The organism is Achromobacter ruhlandii (assembly GCF_002082135.1).
Taxonomy (GTDB): domain Bacteria; phylum Pseudomonadota; class Gammaproteobacteria; order Burkholderiales; family Burkholderiaceae_B; genus Achromobacter; species Achromobacter ruhlandii.
Window position 1 is genome coordinate 248,337 of record NZ_CP017433.1, and the last position, 18,411, is coordinate 266,747.

Here is an 18,411-nt window from a genome sequence, read left to right on the forward strand (position 1 = left end):
TCACGCAGCCAGTTGTTGCGGGTTGGCTGCACGCCACATTTCACCCAATGCGCGGCGGTAGTCCGTCGGCATGACCTTTACGAATTTGCCGCGCGAGGCTTCCCAGTCGCCCAGGATTTCGCGGGCGCGGAAGCTGCCGGTGTAGCGGAAGTGGTCTTCCACCAGGCGGCGCAGGATGGCTTCATCCGTCTCGCGCTCGCCGCCGCGCTGCGCGCTGTGCCAGACGTCGATGTTGTTCTGGGCCTGCTGTTCCGCGTGCGGCAGCACGGCTTCCAGTTCGACCATCGACAGGTTGGCGCGCTGCTTGAGCGTGCGTTCCGGATCCCACACATAGGCCACGCCGCCCGACATGCCGGCGGCGAAGTTGCGGCCGGTGGCGCCCAGCACCACCACGGTGCCGCCCGTCATGTATTCGCAGCCGTGGTCGCCGGTGCCTTCCACGACCGTGGCGGCGCCCGAGTTGCGCACCGCGAAGCGTTCGCCGGCCACGCCGTTGAAGAAGGCCTCGCCCGCCAGCGCGCCGTACAGGACGGTATTGCCGGCGATGATGTGGTCGGGGCCGAAGCCGCGGAAGTCATTGGGCGAGCGCACGATGATGCGGCCGCCCGACAGGCCCTTGCCGACGTAGTCGTTGCCTTCGCCCACCAGGTCCATGGTGATGCCATGGGCCAGGAACGCGCCGAAACTCTGGCCGGCGGTGCCGTTGCACTGGATGTGGATGGTGTCGTCCGGCAGGCCGTCGTGGCCGTAGCGCGCGGCCACGGCGCCCGACAGCATGGCGCCGATGGTGCGGTTGCGGTTGCGCACCGGCACGATGAACGAGACCTTCTCGCCGCGCTCCAGCGCCGGCTTGCTGCGCTCGATCAGCTGGTGATCGAGCGCGCCGGCCAGGCCGTGATCCTGTTCTTCGGTCTGGCGCACTTCGGCGTCGGACTGCGTCTGGTGGAACACGCGGGTGAAGTCCAGGCCCTGCGCCTTCCAGTGCTCGACGCCCGAGCGCATGTCCAGCAGGTCGGCGCGGCCGATCAGGTCGTCGAACTTGCGGATGCCCAGCTGGGCCATGATCTCGCGCACTTCCTCGGCAATGAAGAAGAAGAAGTTGACGACGTGCTCGGGCTTGCCCTGGAACTTCTTGCGCAGCACCGGATCCTGCGTGGCCACGCCCACCGGGCAGGTGTTCAGGTGGCACTTGCGCATCATGATGCAGCCTTCGACAACCAGCGGCGCCGTGGCGAAACCGAATTCGTCCGCGCCCAGCAGCGCGCCGATGACGACGTCGCGGCCGGTCTTCATCTGGCCGTCGGCCTGCACGCGGATGCGGCTGCGCAGGCGGTTCAGCACCAGCGTCTGCTGGGTTTCGGCCAGGCCCAGTTCCCAGGGCGTGCCGACGTGCTTGATGGACGAGACCGGCGAGGCGCCCGTGCCGCCGTCATGGCCGGCGATCACGACGTGGTCGGCCTTGGCCTTGGCCACGCCCGCGGCCACCGTGCCGACGCCGACTTCCGACACCAGCTTGACCGAGATCGAGGCCTTGGCGTTGACGTTCTTCAGGTCGTGGATCAGCTGCGCCAGGTCTTCGATCGAGTAGATGTCGTGGTGCGGCGGCGGCGAGATCAGGCCCACGCCCGGCACCGAGTAGCGCAGCTTGGCGATGTATTCGGAGACCTTGTGGCCGGGCAACTGGCCGCCTTCGCCGGGCTTGGCGCCCTGCGCCATCTTGATCTGGATCTGGTCGGCCGACGACAGGTACTCGGCGGTGACGCCGAAGCGGCCGGAGGCCACCTGCTTGATCTTCGAGCGCAGCGAGTCGCCCTTCTTGAGCGCGACGTCGGCTTCGATGCGATCGGAACCGAGCACCGAGGCCAGCGTGTCGCCGTCCTTGATGGTGCTGCGGCCCTCGCGCATTTCGGCGCGGTAGCGCAGTTCGTCTTCGCCGCCTTCGCCGGTGTTGGACTTGCCGCCGATGCGGTTCATGGCCACGGCCAGCACCGAGTGAGCCTCGGTCGAGATCGAGCCCAGCGACATGGCGCCGGTGGCGAAGCGCTTGACGATGTCCTTGGCCGGCTCGACGTCATCGAGCGGGATGGCGCGCGACGGATCGAAGCGGAACTCGAACAGGCCGCGCAGCGTCATGTGACGGCGGCTCTGGTCGTTGATGATCTGCGCGTACTCCTTGTACGTGCGGTAGTTGTTGGCGCGCGAGGCATGCTGCAGCTTGGCGATGGAGTCGGGCGTCCACATGTGCTCTTCGCCCCGCACGCGGTAGGCGTACTCGCCGCCCGCTTCGAGGTCGTTCGCCAGGACCGGGTCGCTGCCGAAGGCGGCGCGGTGCTGGCGCAGCGCTTCCTCGGCCACCTGGAAGATGCCGATGCCTTCGATGTTGGAGGCGGTGCCGGTGAAGTACTTGTTCACCAGGCTGCTCTGCAGGCCGACCGCTTCGAAGATCTGGGCGCCGGTGTAGGACATGTAGGTGGAGATGCCCATCTTGGACATCACCTTGTTCAGGCCCTTGCCGATCGCCTTGATGAAATTCTTGACGGCCTTTTCCGGGTCGCTCATCTTGCCCAGCGATTCCAGCGCCAGGTAGGGGTGGATGGCTTCGGCGCCATAGCCGCCGAGCAGCGCGAAGTGGTGCACTTCGCGGGCCGAGCCGGTTTCCACCACCAGGCCGGTGTTGGTGCGCAGGCCGGCGCGGATCAGGTGCTGGTGCACCGCCGAGGTGGCCAGCAGCGCGGGGATGGCCACGCGCTCGCTGTCGACCAGGCGGTCCGACACGATCAGGATGTTGTAGCCGCTTTGCACCGCGTCCACGGCGCGCGCGCACAGCGCGGCCACGCGGGCTTCGATGCCCTCGGGCCCCCAGGCGGCTGGGTAGGTGATGTCCAGCTCGAAGCTGCGGAATTTCTTGCCCGTCACCTGCTCGATGTCGCGGATCTGCGCCATGGCGGCGAAGTCCAGCACCGGCTGCGACACTTCCAGGCGCAGCGGCGGGTTGACGTTGTTGATGTCCAGCAGGTTGGGCTTGGGGCCGATGAACGACACCAGCGACATCACCATCTGCTCGCGGATCGGGTCGATCGGCGGGTTGGTGACCTGGGCGAACAGCTGGCGGAAATAGTTGTAGAACGGCTTGGCGCGGTCGGACAGCACGGCCAGCGGGGCGTCGTTGCCCATCGAGCCGATCACTTCCTCGCCGGTCGAGGCCATGGGTTCCAGGATGAACTTGTAGTCTTCCTGGGTCCAGCCGAAGGCCTGCTGGCGATCCAGCAGCGACACCGACGATTGCGTGGCGACGGCGGCCTGGCGCGGGGCCGGCAGCGATTCCAGCTTGATCTGCAGGCGTTCGATCCACTGGCGGTACGGACGGCTGTTGGCCAGTTGCAGCTTGATCTCGGCGTCGTCGATGATGCGGCCCTGTTCCAGGTCGATCAGGAACATCTTGCCCGGCTGCAGGCGCCACTTCTTGACGATGCGGTTCTCGGGGATCGACAGGGTGCCGGCTTCCGAGGCCAGGATGACCATGTCGTCGTCGGTCACCAGGTAGCGCGCCGGGCGCAGGCCATTGCGGTCGAGCGTGGCGCCGATCTGGCGGCCGTCGGTGAACGCGACCGCGGCGGGGCCGTCCCACGGCTCCATCATGGCGGCGTGGTATTCATAGAAAGCGCGGCGGCTTTCGTCCATCTGCGTGTGCTGTTCCCAGGCTTCCGGGATCATCATCATCATGGCGTGGGCCAGCGAGTAGCCCGAGTTCACCAGCAGTTCCAGGCAGTTGTCGAACGTGGCGGTGTCCGACTGGCCTTCATAGACGATGGGGTAGAGCTTTTTCAGGTCGTCGCCCAGCACGGCCGACTGCATCATGCCTTCGCGGGCGCGCAGCCAGTTGAAGTTGCCCTTGACCGTGTTGATTTCGCCGTTGTGGGCGATCATGCGGTACGGGTGGGCCAGCGGCCAGGCCGGGAAGGTGTTGGTCGAGAAGCGTTGGTGCACCAGCGCCAGCGCCGACACGGTGCGCGGATCGGCCAGGTCGCGGTAGTAGCGGCCGACCTGGTCGGCCAGCAGCAGGCCCTTGTAGACCACGGTGCGCACCGAAGCCGAGGGCACGAAGTATTCCTTGCCGTGCGCCAGATGCATGTTCTGGATGGCGTGGCTGGCGGTCTTGCGGATCACGTACAGCTTGCGTTCGAGCGCGTCGGGCACCATCACATCGGCGCCGCGGCCGATGAACAGCTGGCGGATCACGGGTTCGCAGTCGCGCACGGTGGGCGACATGGGCATGTCGACGTCCACGGGCACGTTGCGCCAGCCCAGCACGACCTGGCCCTCGGCGCGCACCGAGCGCTCCAGTTCCTGTTCGCAGGCCAGGCGCGAGGCGGTTTCCTTGGGCAGGAACACCATGGCCACGCCGTATTCGCCGGGCGGCGGCAGGGTGATGCCGTGCTGGGCGAACTCGTCGCGGTAGAGCGTGTCGGGGATCTGGATCAGGATGCCGGCGCCGTCGCCCATCAGCTTGTCCGCGCCCACCGCGCCGCGGTGATCGAGGTTTTCCAGGATCTTCAGGCCCTGCTGGATGATGGCGTGGCTTTTCTTGCCCTTGATGTGCGCCACGAAGCCCACGCCACAGGCGTCATGCTCGTTCTTGGGGTGGTACAGGCCCTGGGCCGGCGGCAGGCCGATGCGGCTGGCATCGATCGGGGTCGCCTTGGGGGTGGGACAGGATTCGTTCGGGGTGATTTGGGGCATGGCGCGCTCCGCAGTAAGACTGCGTTCTAATGTTGCAGTGCAGGAACGGACAATACCCCCGCGCGCAGTAGGGTGCAATAGGAATATAAGGGGTGCGACCCTAAATAAATTGGCGCACCATCATAGAGCATAAATATGGGGACAAAACAACGGCCGCGCCAATAAAGGCTTTCCCGGTGGCGTAGTGTGGAGATCGGGTGCCGAGGGTAGTAAAACCCCTATTTTTCCTATTTTATGTCCCCATTTATTTTGATGTTTTTTGGCTGACCAAGGAACGGCCGCCCGCGGGCGCTGGCCGTGCCATCACCTCGCGCAGGCTCGCGCGAAGCGGGCATGAAAAAAGCGCCCGAAGGCGCTCTGTCAGGAAGTGGAGCCGGGGTTGCCGGTCCCGGAGCCGGTACCGGGCCCATTGCCAGGGCTGGTCGGCGCCGGCGATGGGGCCGGTGAGGGCGGAGCCGCCTGATCGGTGTCGGCCGTGGCCGGCGCGGCGGGCTTCTTGCGCGGGCGTCCGCGCTGGCCAGGGGCCACGCGCCGGCTGGCGGTGTGGGCCAGGCTGGCGATGAAGCTCGGGCCGCCCAGCGCCCATTGGCCCGAGACGGCTTGATCGATGCGCTGGGTTTCCTCGCGCGACAGGCCGTCCTGCAGGCGCTTGCGATAGTTGGCCTGGCGGTCGAACGGCGTATTGCCGCAGGCCCAGTAGTCGGCGTGGTCGGACTGCCACTGCGCCGGAGCGGCGGTGGTGTTGCCGGTATGGCTGGAGGCCGACGACCAGGGCCAGGAATCGGGGTCTTGGGAAGCGCCGCTGCGCACCGGGTAGGTTTCCAGCCAGACCAGCGCCGGCAGCACCCACGCGCCGGGCTCGAGCAGGGCCGAGCGGTAGCGGCCGGCAAACACGCGGCCGCCCCGCAGGCGCGCGGCCAGGTTGCGGCCCAGCGTCTGCATCAGGCGCGGCAGGCCTTCCTCGTCGGCCGGGGTGGCCAGCAGCAGGATGCGGTCGTTGGCCAGCAGCCAGCCGTGCACCGACACCCGATGCCGCTGGGCGGATTCGCCGAGCCACGCGGCCAGTTGGTTGAGGATATCGGCCGGGGCGGGCTGGGACGGCGCCGCCAGCGGCTGAATGAAGTTGGCCTGCACCAGTTGGGGCAGCCCAGGGGCGTACAGACGGGGCAGACGGGCCATAGTGTCAGGGCTTGCGCTTCCAGAAGAACGGGTTGTCTTCTCTCACGTATATAAATAGTGCCACGGTGGACGCTGGTCAAGCCCCGTGATCACAATATGGGCACGGAATCGATACTTTTTGTGGGAAGGACTCCGTTTCGGGCAGGTTAACATTCGGCGACGGATCGTCGTAACGTGGATATACCCTAATCCCGCCCGAATTTTCTTCACTTTCAGACCCGGAGACCCCCGCCATGCCCGCCGCCCTGGAACTCATTTCCCAGCATCGCTGTTTCGGGGGCTCGCAGCGCTATTACCGCCACGAGTCGGCCGAGATCGGCCTGCCGATGCGCTTTTCCGTGTTCGTGCCGCCGCAGGCCGAACAGGGCAAGGTGCCGGTGCTGTTCTACCTGGCCGGCCTGACCTGCACCGAGGAAACCTTCATGATCAAGGCGGGTGCCCAGCGCCTGGCCGCCGAGCTGGGGGTGATGCTGGTGGCGCCCGACACCAGCCCGCGGGGGGCCAACGTGCCCGGCGAAGATGAAAGCTGGGACCTGGGCACCGGCGCCGGTTTCTACCTGGACGCCACCATCGGCCCGTGGCGCGCCCATTACCGCATGGACAGCTACGTGACGCGCGAGCTGCACGCCCTCGTTACCAGCGCCCTGCCCGGCGACGCCGACCGGGTCGGCATCTTCGGGCATTCGATGGGCGGCCACGGCGCGCTGGTGCTGGCGTTGCGCAACCCGGGCAAGTACCGCTCGGTCTCGGCCTTTGCCCCGATCGCGGCGCCCAGCCTGTGCCCTTGGGGCAAGAAGGCGTTCGGCGCCTACCTGGGCGACAACCCCGACGATTGGGCCGCCTACGACGCCTCGGCGCTGATGCGCGGCCTGCGCCAGCCGTTTCCGGCAGGCATCCTGGTCGACCAGGGCACGGCCGACCAGTTCCTGGCCGAGCAGTTGTATCCCGAGGTATTCGAGGCCGCCTGCGCCACCGCCGGCCAGCCGCTGGAACTGCGCCGCCAGGATGGTTACGACCATGGCTATTACTTCATCTCGACGTTTATCGAGGATCACATCCGGTTTCACGTCGAACGGCTTGGAAAACCGGCCGCCTGACGCCCCGCTTCTATACTGGGCGGCCTGTCGTGGCAGGCCCGGTGCCAGGCCACGGCGTTCCCTGCATAGGATCGCCTGATTTGATCAACGGAATCGCTCCCTTCGTCTGGATCCTGCTGGCCGCGGTGATCGTGTTCCTGCCGGGCCTGGCGATGCTGCTGGGCCGGGGCGGCCCGCGCGACGAGCGCGGCCGGCGGACCTTCCAGTTCCGCCCGGTGCGGCGCCTGTTCGGCCTGATGCTGTTGCTGCTGGGCGGCGTGTCGGGGCTGCTGGCCCTGTCGCTGGTGCAATTCTTCCGCTTGACCACCGACGAGCCCGTGGCCCGTATCGAGGTGCGCCAGCAGGCCGAGGGCCAATACCAGGTCAACGCCACCGCGCCCGGGGTCGGCGCCAAGCAATATGTGCTGTACGGCGACCAATGGCAGATCGACGCTCGCGTGGTGCGCTGGCGCCTGCCCGCCCTGATGGCCGGCGCGCCGCCGCTGTACCGCCTGGAACGCCTGTCCGGCCGCTATAGCGACGCCGCGCGCGAAGCCGCGGCCACGCGCTCGGTCCATGCCCTGGATGACTGGCCGGCGCCTGACCTGGGCTCGCTCAAGCAGAGTTTCCCGAACTGGTTCCCCTTCGTCGATGTCCAATTCGGCAGCGCGGCCTACATGCCCCTGTTCGACGGCGCCAAGTACCAGGTGTTCATGGATCCCCGCGGCGCGCTGTTCGTGCGCCCGGACGGCGAAGCCACCGCGGCGGGATTGAAGCGCCTGGGGTGGTAGCCAGCGGCGTCCAGCTCCGTGGCGGACCCGCCCGGCGAAGGCGGCATAGCCCTGGGAACAAGTCGGAAATTAAAATGGGGTCGCATTGCGTGGAGGAAACTTTGACGCGCCGCAATAGTCGAATTAGCACTCCCTTTACTAGAGTGCTAACATCGAATCCATGTCTTTACCCCTTCGCCTTCCGGAGACCGCCGCAATGAAGCAACCCAGTACCTCGTTGGCCACGTCCGGCAACGCCCTGGCGTTGGCCATCGCCAATCCGGGCGCGCTCGGCACCATCGACGCCTACATCTCGGCCGTGAACCGCCTGCCGGTCCTGTCGGCCGAACGTGAAACCGAACTCGGTCGCCGCCTGCGCGACAGCGAAGACCTGGGCGCCGCGCGCGAACTGGTGCTGTCGCACCTGCGCCTGGTGGTGTCGGTGGCGCGCCAGTACCTGGGCTATGGATTGCCCCACGCCGACCTGATCCAGGAAGGCAACGTCGGCCTGATGAAGGCCGTCAAGCGGTTCGACCCCGAGCGCGGCGTGCGCCTGGTGTCGTTCGCCGTGCACTGGATCAAGGCCGAGATCCACGAATACATCATCCGCAACTGGCGCCTGGTCAAGGTGGCCACCACCAAGGCGCAGCGCAAGCTGTTCTTCAACCTGCGCAGCATGCGCCCGGACGGCCAGACGCTGGATCCGGAACAGGTGGACCACATCGCGCGCGAACTCAACGTGCGCCGCGAAGACGTCAGCGAAATGGAAGTGCGTCTGTCCGGCCGCGACATGTCGCTCGAGAACCAGGACGACGATGACGACAGCTACGCGCCCATCGCCTACCTGTCCGACGAAGGCCGCCAGGAACCGACCCGCGTGCTGGAGCGCGCCGCCCGCGACCAGTTGCAGAGCTCGGGGCTGTCGAGCGCGCTGGAAGCGCTCGACCCGCGTTCGCGCCGCATCGTCGAGGCCCGTTGGTTGCAGGACGACGGTGGCGCCACCCTGCACGAACTGGCGCAGGAATTCGGCGTGTCGGCCGAACGCATCCGCCAGATCGAGGCCGCCGCGTTGAAGAAGATGCGTGGCAACCTGGCCGCCTGAATCTCCCCGCCGCAAGCATGAAAAGGGCCGCGAATTCGCGGCCCTTTTTCTTGCGACGGCCGCATGGCGCCCGGATTGGACGTCGAGGCGGGGCTATCCTGGCGCGCCAATAAATTGATACAAATTCGCCTCGAATTAACGCGCAATTTCAGAAACTTAATGAAGTTCGGGCCGCCTAACTTCACGTAGACCGCGAACTTCGGTTAGCAGTCTTGTCATCCGTCTCGGCTTCTCCTCTTTCCCCTCCCCTATGAGACGGATGCTTGCGGGGCACCACGCATATGGTGCCCCGTTTTTTATTGCGCGCGCGAAACGCGCGCGGCCGGTTCAGGCCGCCTGCGCACTGTCCGGCCCGGCCTGCGCCGCATGCCACAGCGCGTCCTGCACGCGTCGCACGCCGGTCGCCATGGAGCCGTCCTGGTAGAGCTTGATCCAGCGGTAGCCGGGCGCGAGGTTGTCGACCACATGCTTGCCGTCGCGGATGCTGAACTGGAAGCAGGTGGACGGCGTGGCCAGCAGGCGCAAGTTATGGCGGCGGCGATCGAATTCGTGGTGCACGTGGCCCCACAGCAGTACCCGCACCTGCGGCCAGCGGGTCAACCGCTTGAACAGCGCCTGCGGGTTGTCGATCATCATCGAGTCGTGCCAGTGGCTGTCGATCTGCATCGGGTTGTGGTGCATGGCCAGCAGCGTATGGCGTCCCGGGGCTTCGGCCAGGGCAGCCTCCAGCATGTCCAGTTCGCTGTCGGGCAGGTGGCCGGCGTTCGAGCCGGGCACCGTGGTGTCCAGTGAGATCACGCGCCAGGCGCCGACGTCGCTCACCGGCGTCGACCATTCGGGCAGTTCCTGGCGCATCGCGGACGGCAGGTCGTGGTTGCCGGGCAGGCAGCGGATGCGGGCGCGCTCCAGCGCGGGCGCGGCCTCCAGCAGCGCGGCCAGGCGTCGGTAGGCGGCGGGCTCCCCATCCTGGGACAGGTCTCCGGTGGCCAGGAGCAGGTCGGGGTGCTTGCCGTCGGCTTCGATCTGGCGCAGCACGGCACGCAGGCTGGCGTCGGTATTGACGCCCAGCATCACGGTGTCGGGCTCGCCGAACAGATGGCAATCGGTCAATTGGACAAGCATGGCCGGGGCATCGTTGCGCCGGGCCAGGGTGTGGACGCGTGCCAAGTGCGGCTCCTGCGAAGTTTCTGCACGGCCCCCTACCTTACCGAAAAATCGCGTCGCGGCGCGTATCGCGTGGCCCGATCGGGGTAACGAAACGTGCGTCCGAACAATCTGTTCGCCGGAATCGACCGGAAAACCCGCTATTCTTGTCGAACTTCTCACAAGCTTCATGATCGGGACGCGGCGCTATCCATGGATGTAGGTTTTCTCGTATTCGGCCTGGCCGGGCTGTTGACCCTGGTGTGCTTCATGCCGCCGCTGGCCGGTCGCCTCAAGCTGCCGTACTCGGTGCTGCTGGCGATCGTCGGCTGCCTGCTGGGCATCATCGTGCACGTCCATGGCTGGGCGCCGAGCTGGATCGGCGATTTCCTCGACTCGCTGGAACGATTCGAGATTTCCTCCGAGACCTTCCTGATGGTGTTCCTGCCGGTGCTGCTGTTCGAGACCGCGCTGTCCATGAACGTGCGGCGCCTGATGGACGACATCGGCCCGATCCTGATGATGGCGATCGTGGCCGTGGTGGTGTGCACCGTGGTGGTGGGCGTGACGCTGAACGCGATCTCGCCTTATGGCCTGGTGGTCTGCCTGCTGCTGGGCGCCATCGTGGCGACCACCGATCCGGTGGCGGTGGTGGGTATCTTCCGCGAGGTGGGCGCGCCCAAGCGCCTGACCACGCTGGTCGAAGGCGAAAGCCTGTTCAACGACGCCGCGTCCATCGCCTTGTACTCGGTGCTGCTGGCGGTGCTGGGCGGCCATGGCGAGTTGACCGCCAGCGGCATCTTCAATGATTTCATCGTGCACTTCATCGGCGGCGGCATCGCCGGTTTCGCCATGGGGCGCCTGGCCTGTTTCCTGTTCGCCTGGCTGCGCGGCTTTCCCACGGCCGAGATCACGCTGACGCTGACGCTGGCCTATCTGTCCTTCTTCATCTCCGAGCACTACCTGAACGTGTCGGGCGTGGTCGCCACGGTGATCGCCGGCCTGGTGGTGGGGTCGACCGGCCGCACCCGCATGTCGCCCACCACCTTCGAGTACCTGTCGAGCGCCTGGGAACAATTCGGCTTCTGGGCCAACTCCCTCATCTTCCTGTTCGCGGCCATGCTGATCCCCAAGCTGATGGCGGCGGCCGACTGGCAGGAACTGGTGCTGGTGGCGGTGGTGTTCGTGGCGACGCTGGTGGCGCGGGCCATCGTGGTGTTCGGGCTGCTGCCGTTGCTGGGGCTGACCAAGTTGGGCACCAAGGTCAGCAATCCCTACAAGGTGGTGATGCTATGGGGCGGCCTGCGTGGCGCGGTGTCGCTGGCGCTGGCGCTGGCCGTGACCGAGCAGACCGGCGTGGCCGAAGAGGCGCGCCAGTTCATCGCGGTGGCCACCACCGGCTTCGTGCTGCTGACGCTGTTCGTCAATGGCATCAGCCTGCGCCCGCTGATCCGCATGCTGGGGCTGAACCAGCTGTCGCCGGTCGAGCGCACTATCCGCAACCAGGCGCTGGCGGTGGCGCTGGAGGACCTGCAGGGCAAGACCGAGGAAGTGGCCAAGACCGAGCATATCGGCAGCGAGGTGCGCGACCGCATCCGCGCGGTGTTCGACGCCAGCCTGACCAGCGTGCACGACGGCCAGGTCAGCCAGATGAGCGACGAGCAGCGCGTGGCCGTCGGGCTGGCGATCGTGGCGCAGCGCGAGGAGGAAATGTTCTTCGACATCCTCAAGGCGCAGATCGTCGACTGGCGCATGGCGGAAACGCTGCTGGCGCGGGCCGAACGGCTGGAGGACGCGATCCGCATGGGCGGGGTGCCGGGCTTCGAGCGCGCCATCGTCGCCGACGTGCGCTATTCCACCGGCTTCCGGCTGGCCCTGCGGGTGCACTACCTGTTCGGTTTCCAGGGCTGGCTGGCGCGCGAACTTGGCCAGCGTTTCGCCAACCTGATGAGCAAGCGGTCGGTGGCGCAGCGCCTGATCGTGTTCGCGCGCGAACAGATCACGCCGCTGCTGGGCGAGACCGCCACACAGCGCATCGTGGCGCTGCACCAGCGCCGCCTGGACCTGATCGAGAACGCCATGCAGGCGCTGAACCTGCAATATCCGTCGTACGCGCAGTGGTTGCAGGAAAGCTATCTGGGCCGGGTGGCGCGCGAGCTGGAGCGGATCCGCTACCGCGACATGCTGGAACAGTTCCTGATCAGCGGCGAGGTCTACGCCGACCTGATGGCGCAGTTGAAGAGCCGCTGGGCGCACATCGACACGCATCCGCCGCTGGACATCGAGATGAGCGCGGCCGACCTGATCAAGCGCGTGCCGCTGTTCGAGGGGCTGTCGGCCGATTCGCTGCGCGCCATCAGCAAACTGCTCAAGCCGCGCCTGTCGTTGCCCGACCAGCGCGTGCTGACCAAGGGCCGGCATGGCGAAGAGATGTGTTTCGTGGCGTCGGGCGCGGTGGCGGTGCACCTGCCGGACAACACCATGATCGAACTGGGCAGCGGCGAGTTCTTCGGGGAACTCGGGCTGTTGGGCGAACAGCAGATCGCGCCTGAGGTGACCTCGCTGGGCTACAGCAAGCTGCTGATGCTGTCGTCGCGCGATTTCCATGCCCTGCTGGCGCGCGACGAACATCTGCGCGAGCGCATCCAGGTGGTGGCCAAGCAGCGCCTGCGCGCCATCGAGGTGTGGAAGCAGTTCTCGCAGGCCAATGCGGCGCAGGCGCAGGCGCCCATCCAGGCGCCGGTGCCCTCGCCGGCGCAGGCGGCGGAAGCGGCCGAGGCCGCGGGTGCCGACAGCGAACTGGATACGCGGGCGGTGCAGGCGCTGCGGGCGGCCGAACCGGGCGCGCCCCGCGCGTCCGAGGCGCGGCCGGCCGTGCCGCAGCAGGTCGAGACCCATGCCGCCACGCCGCGGCAGGTCGAGACGCAGCCGGCCGAAACGCCGTCGGTCACGCCGCGGCAGGTCGAGACGCGCCAGGTTGAAACGCGTGAATCGGACGCGGCGCCGGGGGGCGCCAGCGCCTGACGGCGGGCGGCGCGCCGGTTCAGATTTCGCCGGCCGCGCGGCGCCGCATGATGTCTTCGAGGATCACCAGCGCCGCTTCCAGCGTGAACTCGCCTTCGGTCACGCGGCGCACGACCGTGTCGACGTCGGCCGCGTCGATTTCCATGACTTCGCCATCGCGGTTCGCCGGCCGGGCGTCGGCCGCCAGCACACAGGTGCTGGTGAGCACGTCCTCGACCTGGTAGCCCTCGGGCAGGCGGCGATGGATGCGCAGGATGGTGCGCAGCGGCGTGCGCCGCGTCAGGTCCGGCGCGTCCAGGCCGGCTTCCTCCCCGCATTCGCGCACCAGCGCGGTTTCCAGGGATTCACCGCTGCCGGCCAGTCCGCCCACCAGGGTGTCCCACATGCCGGGGTCGGTGGACTTGCTGAGCGCGCGCCGGGCGATCCAGATGCGGCCATCCGGGGTCCAGGCGTTCAGGTGCACGGCCTTGGTCAGCAGGCCCAGCGGCCGCACCGCGGCGCGCTCGATGACGCCCAGCGCGGTATCGCCATCCAGCACATCCAGCAGTTCATCGCGCCAGCCGCGCAGGCAGTTGGCTTGGCGCAACAGTTGCGCGACCTGTTCGAGCGCCGCGTCCAGGGCCGGGCCGGGCGACAGCCTCGCGCCGATGTGCAAGGCGTCGGCATCGGACTCGATATGGGCGGCGCCCTGCAAGGCATCGCAGGCGGCATGCGTGGCCCAGCCGCAGCGGCGCCCCGCTATATAGAGCGCGTGCGCGCCAACCGGGGCGGGCTCCTGGGCCCGTGCGCTCAGGGCGGCATACAGATCGGACAACTGTTTGGGCATCGTGAGGCGGTGTTAATAAGACTGTCCGCGATTTTATGCCACCCCTGTTTACCCTGGGTCGTGAACGAACGCGCGCAGATGGGGGCGGGCGGTATGAATTCAAGAGCACAAACTTACATCCATTTGCGCGTCCGCTATAATCCGCCAGTTTCTTTGTGATTTCGAGTGGGAACGCGGGGGCCGCTCTATCTCCCCCTGCCTAACCCTGCCATCTAATAATTGCGCGTAGTCCTGTTGCAGTGACATCCGTGCCAACAGGCGACAAGGGCCCTCGCGCCGTGTTTCGAGGTAAGCATGAAGAAGTGGAGAGGGATACTGGGCGCTTGTGCGCTGCTGATTGGCAGCGCGGCCATTGCCCAGGTGCAAGACATGCCCGGCGGCCCGAAGGTCAATCAGCTGAACCTGCATGAAGGCGTTACGCAGATCACGCGTGATGTCATGTGGTTGCACTGGCTACTGCTCACGATCTGTATTGTGATTTTCGTGGGCGTCTTCGGAGTGATGTTCTACTCCATCTGGGCGCACCGGAAATCCCGCGGACACAAGGCCGCGACCTTCCACGAACACCTCGGCGTGGAAGTGGCCTGGACGGTCATCCCCTTCATCATCGTCATCGCCATGGCGCTGCCGGCCACCAAGACGGTCGTCGCCATGAAAGACACTTCCAGCGCCGACCTGACCATCAAGGTCACCGGCTACCAGTGGAAGTGGGGCTACGAATACCTCGACGGCCCCGCCGCTGGCGTCAAGTTCCTCGCCACCCTGTCCACGCCGCGCGCCCAGATCGAAGGCCGCGAGCCCAAGGGCCAGTTCTACCTGATGGAAACGGACAACCACATGGTGGTGCCCGTGGACAAGAAGGTGCGCGTCGTCCTGACCGCCGCCGACGTCATCCACTCCTGGATGATCCCGGACTTCGGCGTCAAGCAGGACGCGATCCCCGGTTTCCTGCGCGACGCCTGGTTCCGCGCCGAAAAGCCCGGTATCTACCGCGGCCAGTGCGCCGAACTGTGCGGCAAGGACCACGCCTTCATGCCCATCGTCGTGGAAGTCCTGGCGCAAGCGGACTACGATAAGTGGGTTGAGGACCAAAAGAAGAAGATGGCGGCAAACGCCGACGATCCCAATAAAGAGTGGACGGAAGCCGAACTGGTTGCCCGTGGCGAGAAGGTCTTCGCCGCCAATTGCGTGGCCTGTCACCAGGCCAACGGCAAGGGCATCCCGGGCAGCTTCCCCGCCCTCGATGGAGACAAGGTTGTGCTGGGCCCGAAAGCCGCCCAGATCAACACCGTGCTGAAGGGCAAGCCCGGCACCGCCATGGCGGCGTTCGGTCCCCAGCTCAATGATGTCGAGATCGCCGCGGTCATCAGCTATACGCGCCATGCCTGGAGCAACGCCGGCAAGGGGCAGGACCCGACAGTGATGCCGAAGGACGTGGCGGCCGCGCGTTGATCGCGTCCGCTTCCCAACGCAGAGCTGGTTCCGTTTAGTCAGAGATACCCTGCCGGTTCCGTGGAACGGAGCCGGCACTCAGCAGGAAGGAGTCCATCATGAGCAGCGTCACTGTAGACCACGTGTCGCCGGGCCACGGCCACGGTCACGATGACCACCACCACGCCACCCCCACCGGCTGGCGCCGCTGGCTTTTCGCCACCAACCACAAAGACATCGGGACGATGTATCTCATCTTCTCGTTCGTCATGCTGCTCGAAGGCGGCACGCTGGCGCTGCTGCTGCGTACCGAGCTGTTCGAGCCGGGCCTGCAGTTCTTCCGCCCCGAGCTGTTCAACCAGTTCACCACCATGCACGGCCTGATCATGGTGTTCGGCGCCATCATGCCGGCGTTCGTGGGCTTCGCGAACTGGATGATCCCGATGCAGATCGGCGCGTCCGACATGGCCTTCGCCCGCATGAACAACTTCAGCTTCTGGCTGCTGCCGGTGGCCGCGATCATGCTGACGGCCTCGTTCTTCGTGCCGGGCGGCGCCACCGCCGCCGGCTGGACGCTGTACGCGCCGCTGTCGCTGCAGATGGGCCCGGGCATGGACCTGGCCATCTTCGCCATGCACATCATGGGCGCGTCCTCGATCATGGGCGCTATCAACATCATCGTGACCGTGCTGAACATGCGCGCGCCGGGCATGACGCTGATGAAGATGCCGCTGTTCTGCTGGACCTGGCTGATCACCGCCTTCCTGCTGCTGGCCGTGATGCCGGTGCTGGCCGCCGCCATCACCATGGTGCTGACCGACCGCCACTTCGGCACCGGCTTCTTCAACGCCGCCGCCGGCGGCGACCCGGTGCTGTACCAGCACGTGTTCTGGTTCTTCGGGCACCCCGAGGTCTACATCATGATCCTGCCGGCGTTCGGCATCGTGTCGGCTATCGTGCCCGCGTTCGCCCGCAAGAAGCTGTTCGGCTACGCCTCGATGGTGTACGCCACCGCCTCGATCGCCGTGCTGTCGTTCATCGTCTGGGCCCACCACATGTTCACGACGGGCATGCCGGTGACCGGCCAGCTGTACTTCATGTACGCCACCATGCTCATCTCCATCCCGACCGGGGTGAAGGTGTTCAACTGGGTCGCCACCATGTGGCGCGGCTCGATGACGTTCGAGACGCCGATGCTGTTCTCGATCGGCTTCATCTTCGTGTTCACCATGGGCGGCTTCACCGGCCTGATCCTGTCGGTGGCGCCGATCGACATCCAGGTGCACGACACGTATTACGTGGTGGCCCACTTCCACTACGTGCTGGTGGCCGGTTCGCTGTTCGCGCTGTTCGCCGGCACCTACTACTGGCTGCCCAAGTGGACCGGCCGCATGTACAGCGAAAAGCTGGGCAAGCTGCATTTCTGGTCGACGCTGATCTCGTTCAACGTGACTTTCTTCCCGATGCACTTCCTGGGCCTGGCCGGCATGCCGCGCCGCTATGCCGACTACGCCGCGCAGTTCACGACGTTCCACCAGATCGCCACCATTGGCGCCTTCTGGTTCGGCCTGTCGCAGCTGATCTTCCTGTGGGCGGTGCTGCGCTGCTACATGGGCAAGGGCGAGAAGGCCACCGCCAAGCCGTGGGAAGGCGCCGAAGGCCTGGAATGGACGGTGCCGTCGCCCGCGCCGTTCCACACCTTCGAGACGCCGCCCGAAGTCAAGTGAGCGCCGATTCCAACCCCGCAACAGGCAGCATGGCAATGACCCCCGAGCAGCGCCGACGCAACAAGATCGCAGGACTGATTCTGCTGGTATTCGTCATTGCCGTGTTCGCCTGGACCGTATTCCGCGGTTCGGCGCTGTTGACGGGCAAGGCCATCGGCGGCTAGCGAACCATGAGCGACGACCTGCGTGAATCCGCCCAGCGCAAGCTGAGTTTTCTTCAGACGATGAAGGCGGTGGCGTGGGGGTTTTTCGGCGTCCGCAAGGGCGCGGGCTACCGCGAGGACAGCGCCAGGCTCAATCCCGTGCACGTGATCGTGGCGGGACTGTTGGCGGCGGCGATCTTCGTGACCGTGCTGGTGTTAATTGTGCGTTGGGCGGTTTCCAGCCTGACTTGAATCACTTAATTCTATAAATCAGTACCAGGGAGAAAGCCATGAGTGCAAGCCACTCGGTTCAAGGTAAAGAGGCACCCTATTACTACGTGCCCGCCGATTCGGGGCATCCCGTGCGCACGGCGGTGGCGCTGCTGCTCATGGGCCTGGGCGCGGCCGGCTGGATCAACGGCGTGAGCTGGGCCAAGTGGTCGGTGCTGGCCGGCTTCATCGCGCTGATCGTGGTGCTGTACTACTGGTTCGGCGACGCTATCCAGGAATCCGAGGCCGGCATGAACAGCAAGCGCATCGACGGGTCGTACCGTTGGGGCATGAGCTGGTTCATCTTCTCGGAAGTGATGTTCTTCGCGGCGTTCTTCGGCGCCCTGTGGTACGTGCGCACCATCACCACGCCGTGGCTGGGCGACATGGACCACCGCCTGATGCTGTGGCCCGATTTCCAGGCGGTGTGGCCCAACTTCGGCCCGGCCGGCGTGGTCGAGCACTTCCAGACCGTGGGCCCCTTCTGGCTGCCGACGATCAACACCGCGCTGCTGCTGAGCTCGGGCGTGACGCTGACCATCGCCCACCACGCGCTGCGCGAGAACCATCGCGGCAAGACCATGTTCTGGCTGGCCGCCACGGTCATCCTGGGTTTCATCTTCGTGGCCTGCCAGGCCGCCGAATACCACCATGCGTACACCGAGCTGAACCTGAAGTTCAATTCGGGCGCCTACGGTTCGCTGTTCTATATGCTGACCGGCTTCCACGGCTTCCACGTGATCCTGGGCGCCACGATGCTGACGGTCATCCTGATCCGCCTGATGCGCGGCCATTTCCGGCCCGATCACCACTTCGGCTTCGAAGGCGCCGCCTGGTACTGGCACTTCGTGGACGTGGTGTGGCTGGGCCTGTACCTGTTCGTCTACTGGTTCTGAGGCGCGAGCCCGGCGCTGCCGGGCCGGCGGCTGGACGGGGCGAGGCTGGCGGGCCGCCGGGAAACCGGCGCCGCGGGCCTCGCC

13 protein-coding genes are annotated in these 18,411 nt (G+C 66.3%); 9 read left to right on the forward strand and 4 right to left on the reverse strand.

Annotation, left to right across the window (positions count from 1 at the left end):
* On the reverse strand, positions 1–4,740 hold the full coding sequence (locus tag AruCF_RS01120; protein ID WP_049070619.1) for a glutamate synthase-related protein: 4,740 nt from the start codon (positions 4,738–4,740) through the stop codon (positions 1–3).
* Positions 4,741–5,100: 360 nt separating this feature from the next.
* Positions 5,101–5,919: a hypothetical protein gene (locus tag AruCF_RS01125; protein WP_049070621.1), complete on the reverse strand. Its 819-nt coding sequence runs from the start codon at positions 5,917–5,919 to the stop codon at positions 5,101–5,103.
* Positions 5,920–6,152: 233 nt separating this feature from the next.
* On the opposite strand from AruCF_RS01125, the gene fghA reads away from it, so the two are divergent.
* The 3 genes from fghA (at position 6,153) to rpoH (ending at position 8,867) form a co-directional block, all read left to right on the forward strand.
* The gene (gene fghA, locus AruCF_RS01130) at positions 6,153–7,016 is read left to right on the forward strand and encodes an S-formylglutathione hydrolase (RefSeq protein WP_049070623.1); all 864 of its coding nucleotides are present in this window, start codon (positions 6,153–6,155) and stop codon (positions 7,014–7,016) included.
* 80 nt (positions 7,017–7,096) lie between these two features.
* Entirely contained in the window at positions 7,097–7,786 is a 690-nt protein-coding gene (locus AruCF_RS01135) for a membrane protein (RefSeq protein ID WP_049070626.1), read from the forward strand.
* Between the two features lie 196 nt (positions 7,787–7,982).
* The gene (gene rpoH, locus AruCF_RS01140) at positions 7,983–8,867 is read left to right on the forward strand and encodes an RNA polymerase sigma factor RpoH (protein WP_006388088.1); all 885 of its coding nucleotides are present in this window, start codon (positions 7,983–7,985) and stop codon (positions 8,865–8,867) included.
* 327 nt (positions 8,868–9,194) lie between these two features.
* Here rpoH and AruCF_RS01145 read toward each other — a convergent pair whose 3' ends face one another.
* Positions 9,195–9,989, reverse strand: a complete 795-nt coding sequence (locus AruCF_RS01145; RefSeq protein WP_495525001.1) for a metallophosphoesterase — start codon at positions 9,987–9,989, stop codon at positions 9,195–9,197.
* Positions 9,990–10,223: 234 nt separating this feature from the next.
* Here AruCF_RS01145 and AruCF_RS01150 point away from each other — a divergent pair, with 234 nt between their 5' ends.
* A complete protein-coding gene (locus AruCF_RS01150) occupies positions 10,224–13,034 on the forward strand; it encodes a cation:proton antiporter (RefSeq protein WP_049070630.1) in 2,811 nt (936 codons plus the stop codon).
* A 19-nt stretch (positions 13,035–13,053) separates the two neighbouring features.
* Here the strand turns inward: AruCF_RS01150 and AruCF_RS01155 are convergent, their stop codons facing one another.
* Positions 13,054–13,860: an NUDIX hydrolase gene (locus AruCF_RS01155; protein WP_049070632.1), complete on the reverse strand. Its 807-nt coding sequence runs from the start codon at positions 13,858–13,860 to the stop codon at positions 13,054–13,056.
* A 294-nt stretch (positions 13,861–14,154) separates the two neighbouring features.
* Here AruCF_RS01155 and coxB point away from each other — a divergent pair, with 294 nt between their 5' ends.
* The 5 genes from coxB (at position 14,155) to AruCF_RS01175 (ending at position 18,327) form a co-directional block, all read left to right on the forward strand.
* Positions 14,155–15,312, forward strand: a complete 1,158-nt coding sequence (coxB, locus tag AruCF_RS01160; RefSeq protein WP_049070634.1) for a cytochrome c oxidase subunit II — start codon at positions 14,155–14,157, stop codon at positions 15,310–15,312.
* A 98-nt stretch (positions 15,313–15,410) separates the two neighbouring features.
* Positions 15,411–17,018, forward strand: a complete 1,608-nt coding sequence (ctaD, locus tag AruCF_RS01165) for a cytochrome c oxidase subunit I (RefSeq protein ID WP_049070636.1) — start codon at positions 15,411–15,413, stop codon at positions 17,016–17,018.
* 35 nt (positions 17,019–17,053) lie between these two features.
* Positions 17,054–17,182 (forward strand): cytochrome oxidase small assembly protein, encoded by a 129-nt coding sequence (locus tag AruCF_RS29670; RefSeq protein ID WP_006392370.1) that lies wholly within the window; start codon positions 17,054–17,056, stop codon positions 17,180–17,182.
* A gap of 6 nt (positions 17,183–17,188) precedes the next feature.
* On the forward strand, positions 17,189–17,413 hold the full coding sequence (locus AruCF_RS01170) for a DUF2970 domain-containing protein (protein WP_006392371.1): 225 nt from the start codon (positions 17,189–17,191) through the stop codon (positions 17,411–17,413).
* A 38-nt stretch (positions 17,414–17,451) separates the two neighbouring features.
* Entirely contained in the window at positions 17,452–18,327 is an 876-nt protein-coding gene (locus AruCF_RS01175; RefSeq protein WP_024067442.1) for a cytochrome c oxidase subunit 3, read from the forward strand.
* The last annotated feature ends 84 nt before the right edge of the window (positions 18,328–18,411 follow it).

What these genes read in the sequence shown, in the direction of transcription:
- AruCF_RS01145 (WP_495525001.1), bottom strand. Translation starts at nt 9,989, where the DNA reads ATGCTTGTCCAATTGACCGATTGCCATCTGTTCGGCGAGCCCGACACC.
- ctaD (WP_049070636.1), top strand. Translation starts at nt 15,411, where the DNA reads ATGAGCAGCGTCACTGTAGACCACGTGTCGCCGGGCCACGGCCACGGT.
- AruCF_RS01150 (WP_049070630.1), top strand. Translation starts at nt 10,224, where the DNA reads ATGGATGTAGGTTTTCTCGTATTCGGCCTGGCCGGGCTGTTGACCCTG.
- rpoH (WP_006388088.1), top strand. Translation starts at nt 7,983, where the DNA reads ATGAAGCAACCCAGTACCTCGTTGGCCACGTCCGGCAACGCCCTGGCG.
- AruCF_RS01170 (WP_006392371.1), top strand. Translation starts at nt 17,189, where the DNA reads ATGAGCGACGACCTGCGTGAATCCGCCCAGCGCAAGCTGAGTTTTCTT.
- AruCF_RS01120 (WP_049070619.1), bottom strand. Translation starts at nt 4,740, where the DNA reads ATGCCCCAAATCACCCCGAACGAATCCTGTCCCACCCCCAAGGCGACC.
- fghA (WP_049070623.1), top strand. Translation starts at nt 6,153, where the DNA reads ATGCCCGCCGCCCTGGAACTCATTTCCCAGCATCGCTGTTTCGGGGGC.
- AruCF_RS01155 (WP_049070632.1), bottom strand. Translation starts at nt 13,860, where the DNA reads ATGCCCAAACAGTTGTCCGATCTGTATGCCGCCCTGAGCGCACGGGCC.
- coxB (WP_049070634.1), top strand. Translation starts at nt 14,155, where the DNA reads ATGAAGAAGTGGAGAGGGATACTGGGCGCTTGTGCGCTGCTGATTGGC.
- AruCF_RS01125 (WP_049070621.1), bottom strand. Translation starts at nt 5,919, where the DNA reads ATGGCCCGTCTGCCCCGTCTGTACGCCCCTGGGCTGCCCCAACTGGTG.
- AruCF_RS01175 (WP_024067442.1), top strand. Translation starts at nt 17,452, where the DNA reads ATGAGTGCAAGCCACTCGGTTCAAGGTAAAGAGGCACCCTATTACTAC.
- AruCF_RS29670 (WP_006392370.1), top strand. Translation starts at nt 17,054, where the DNA reads ATGACCCCCGAGCAGCGCCGACGCAACAAGATCGCAGGACTGATTCTG.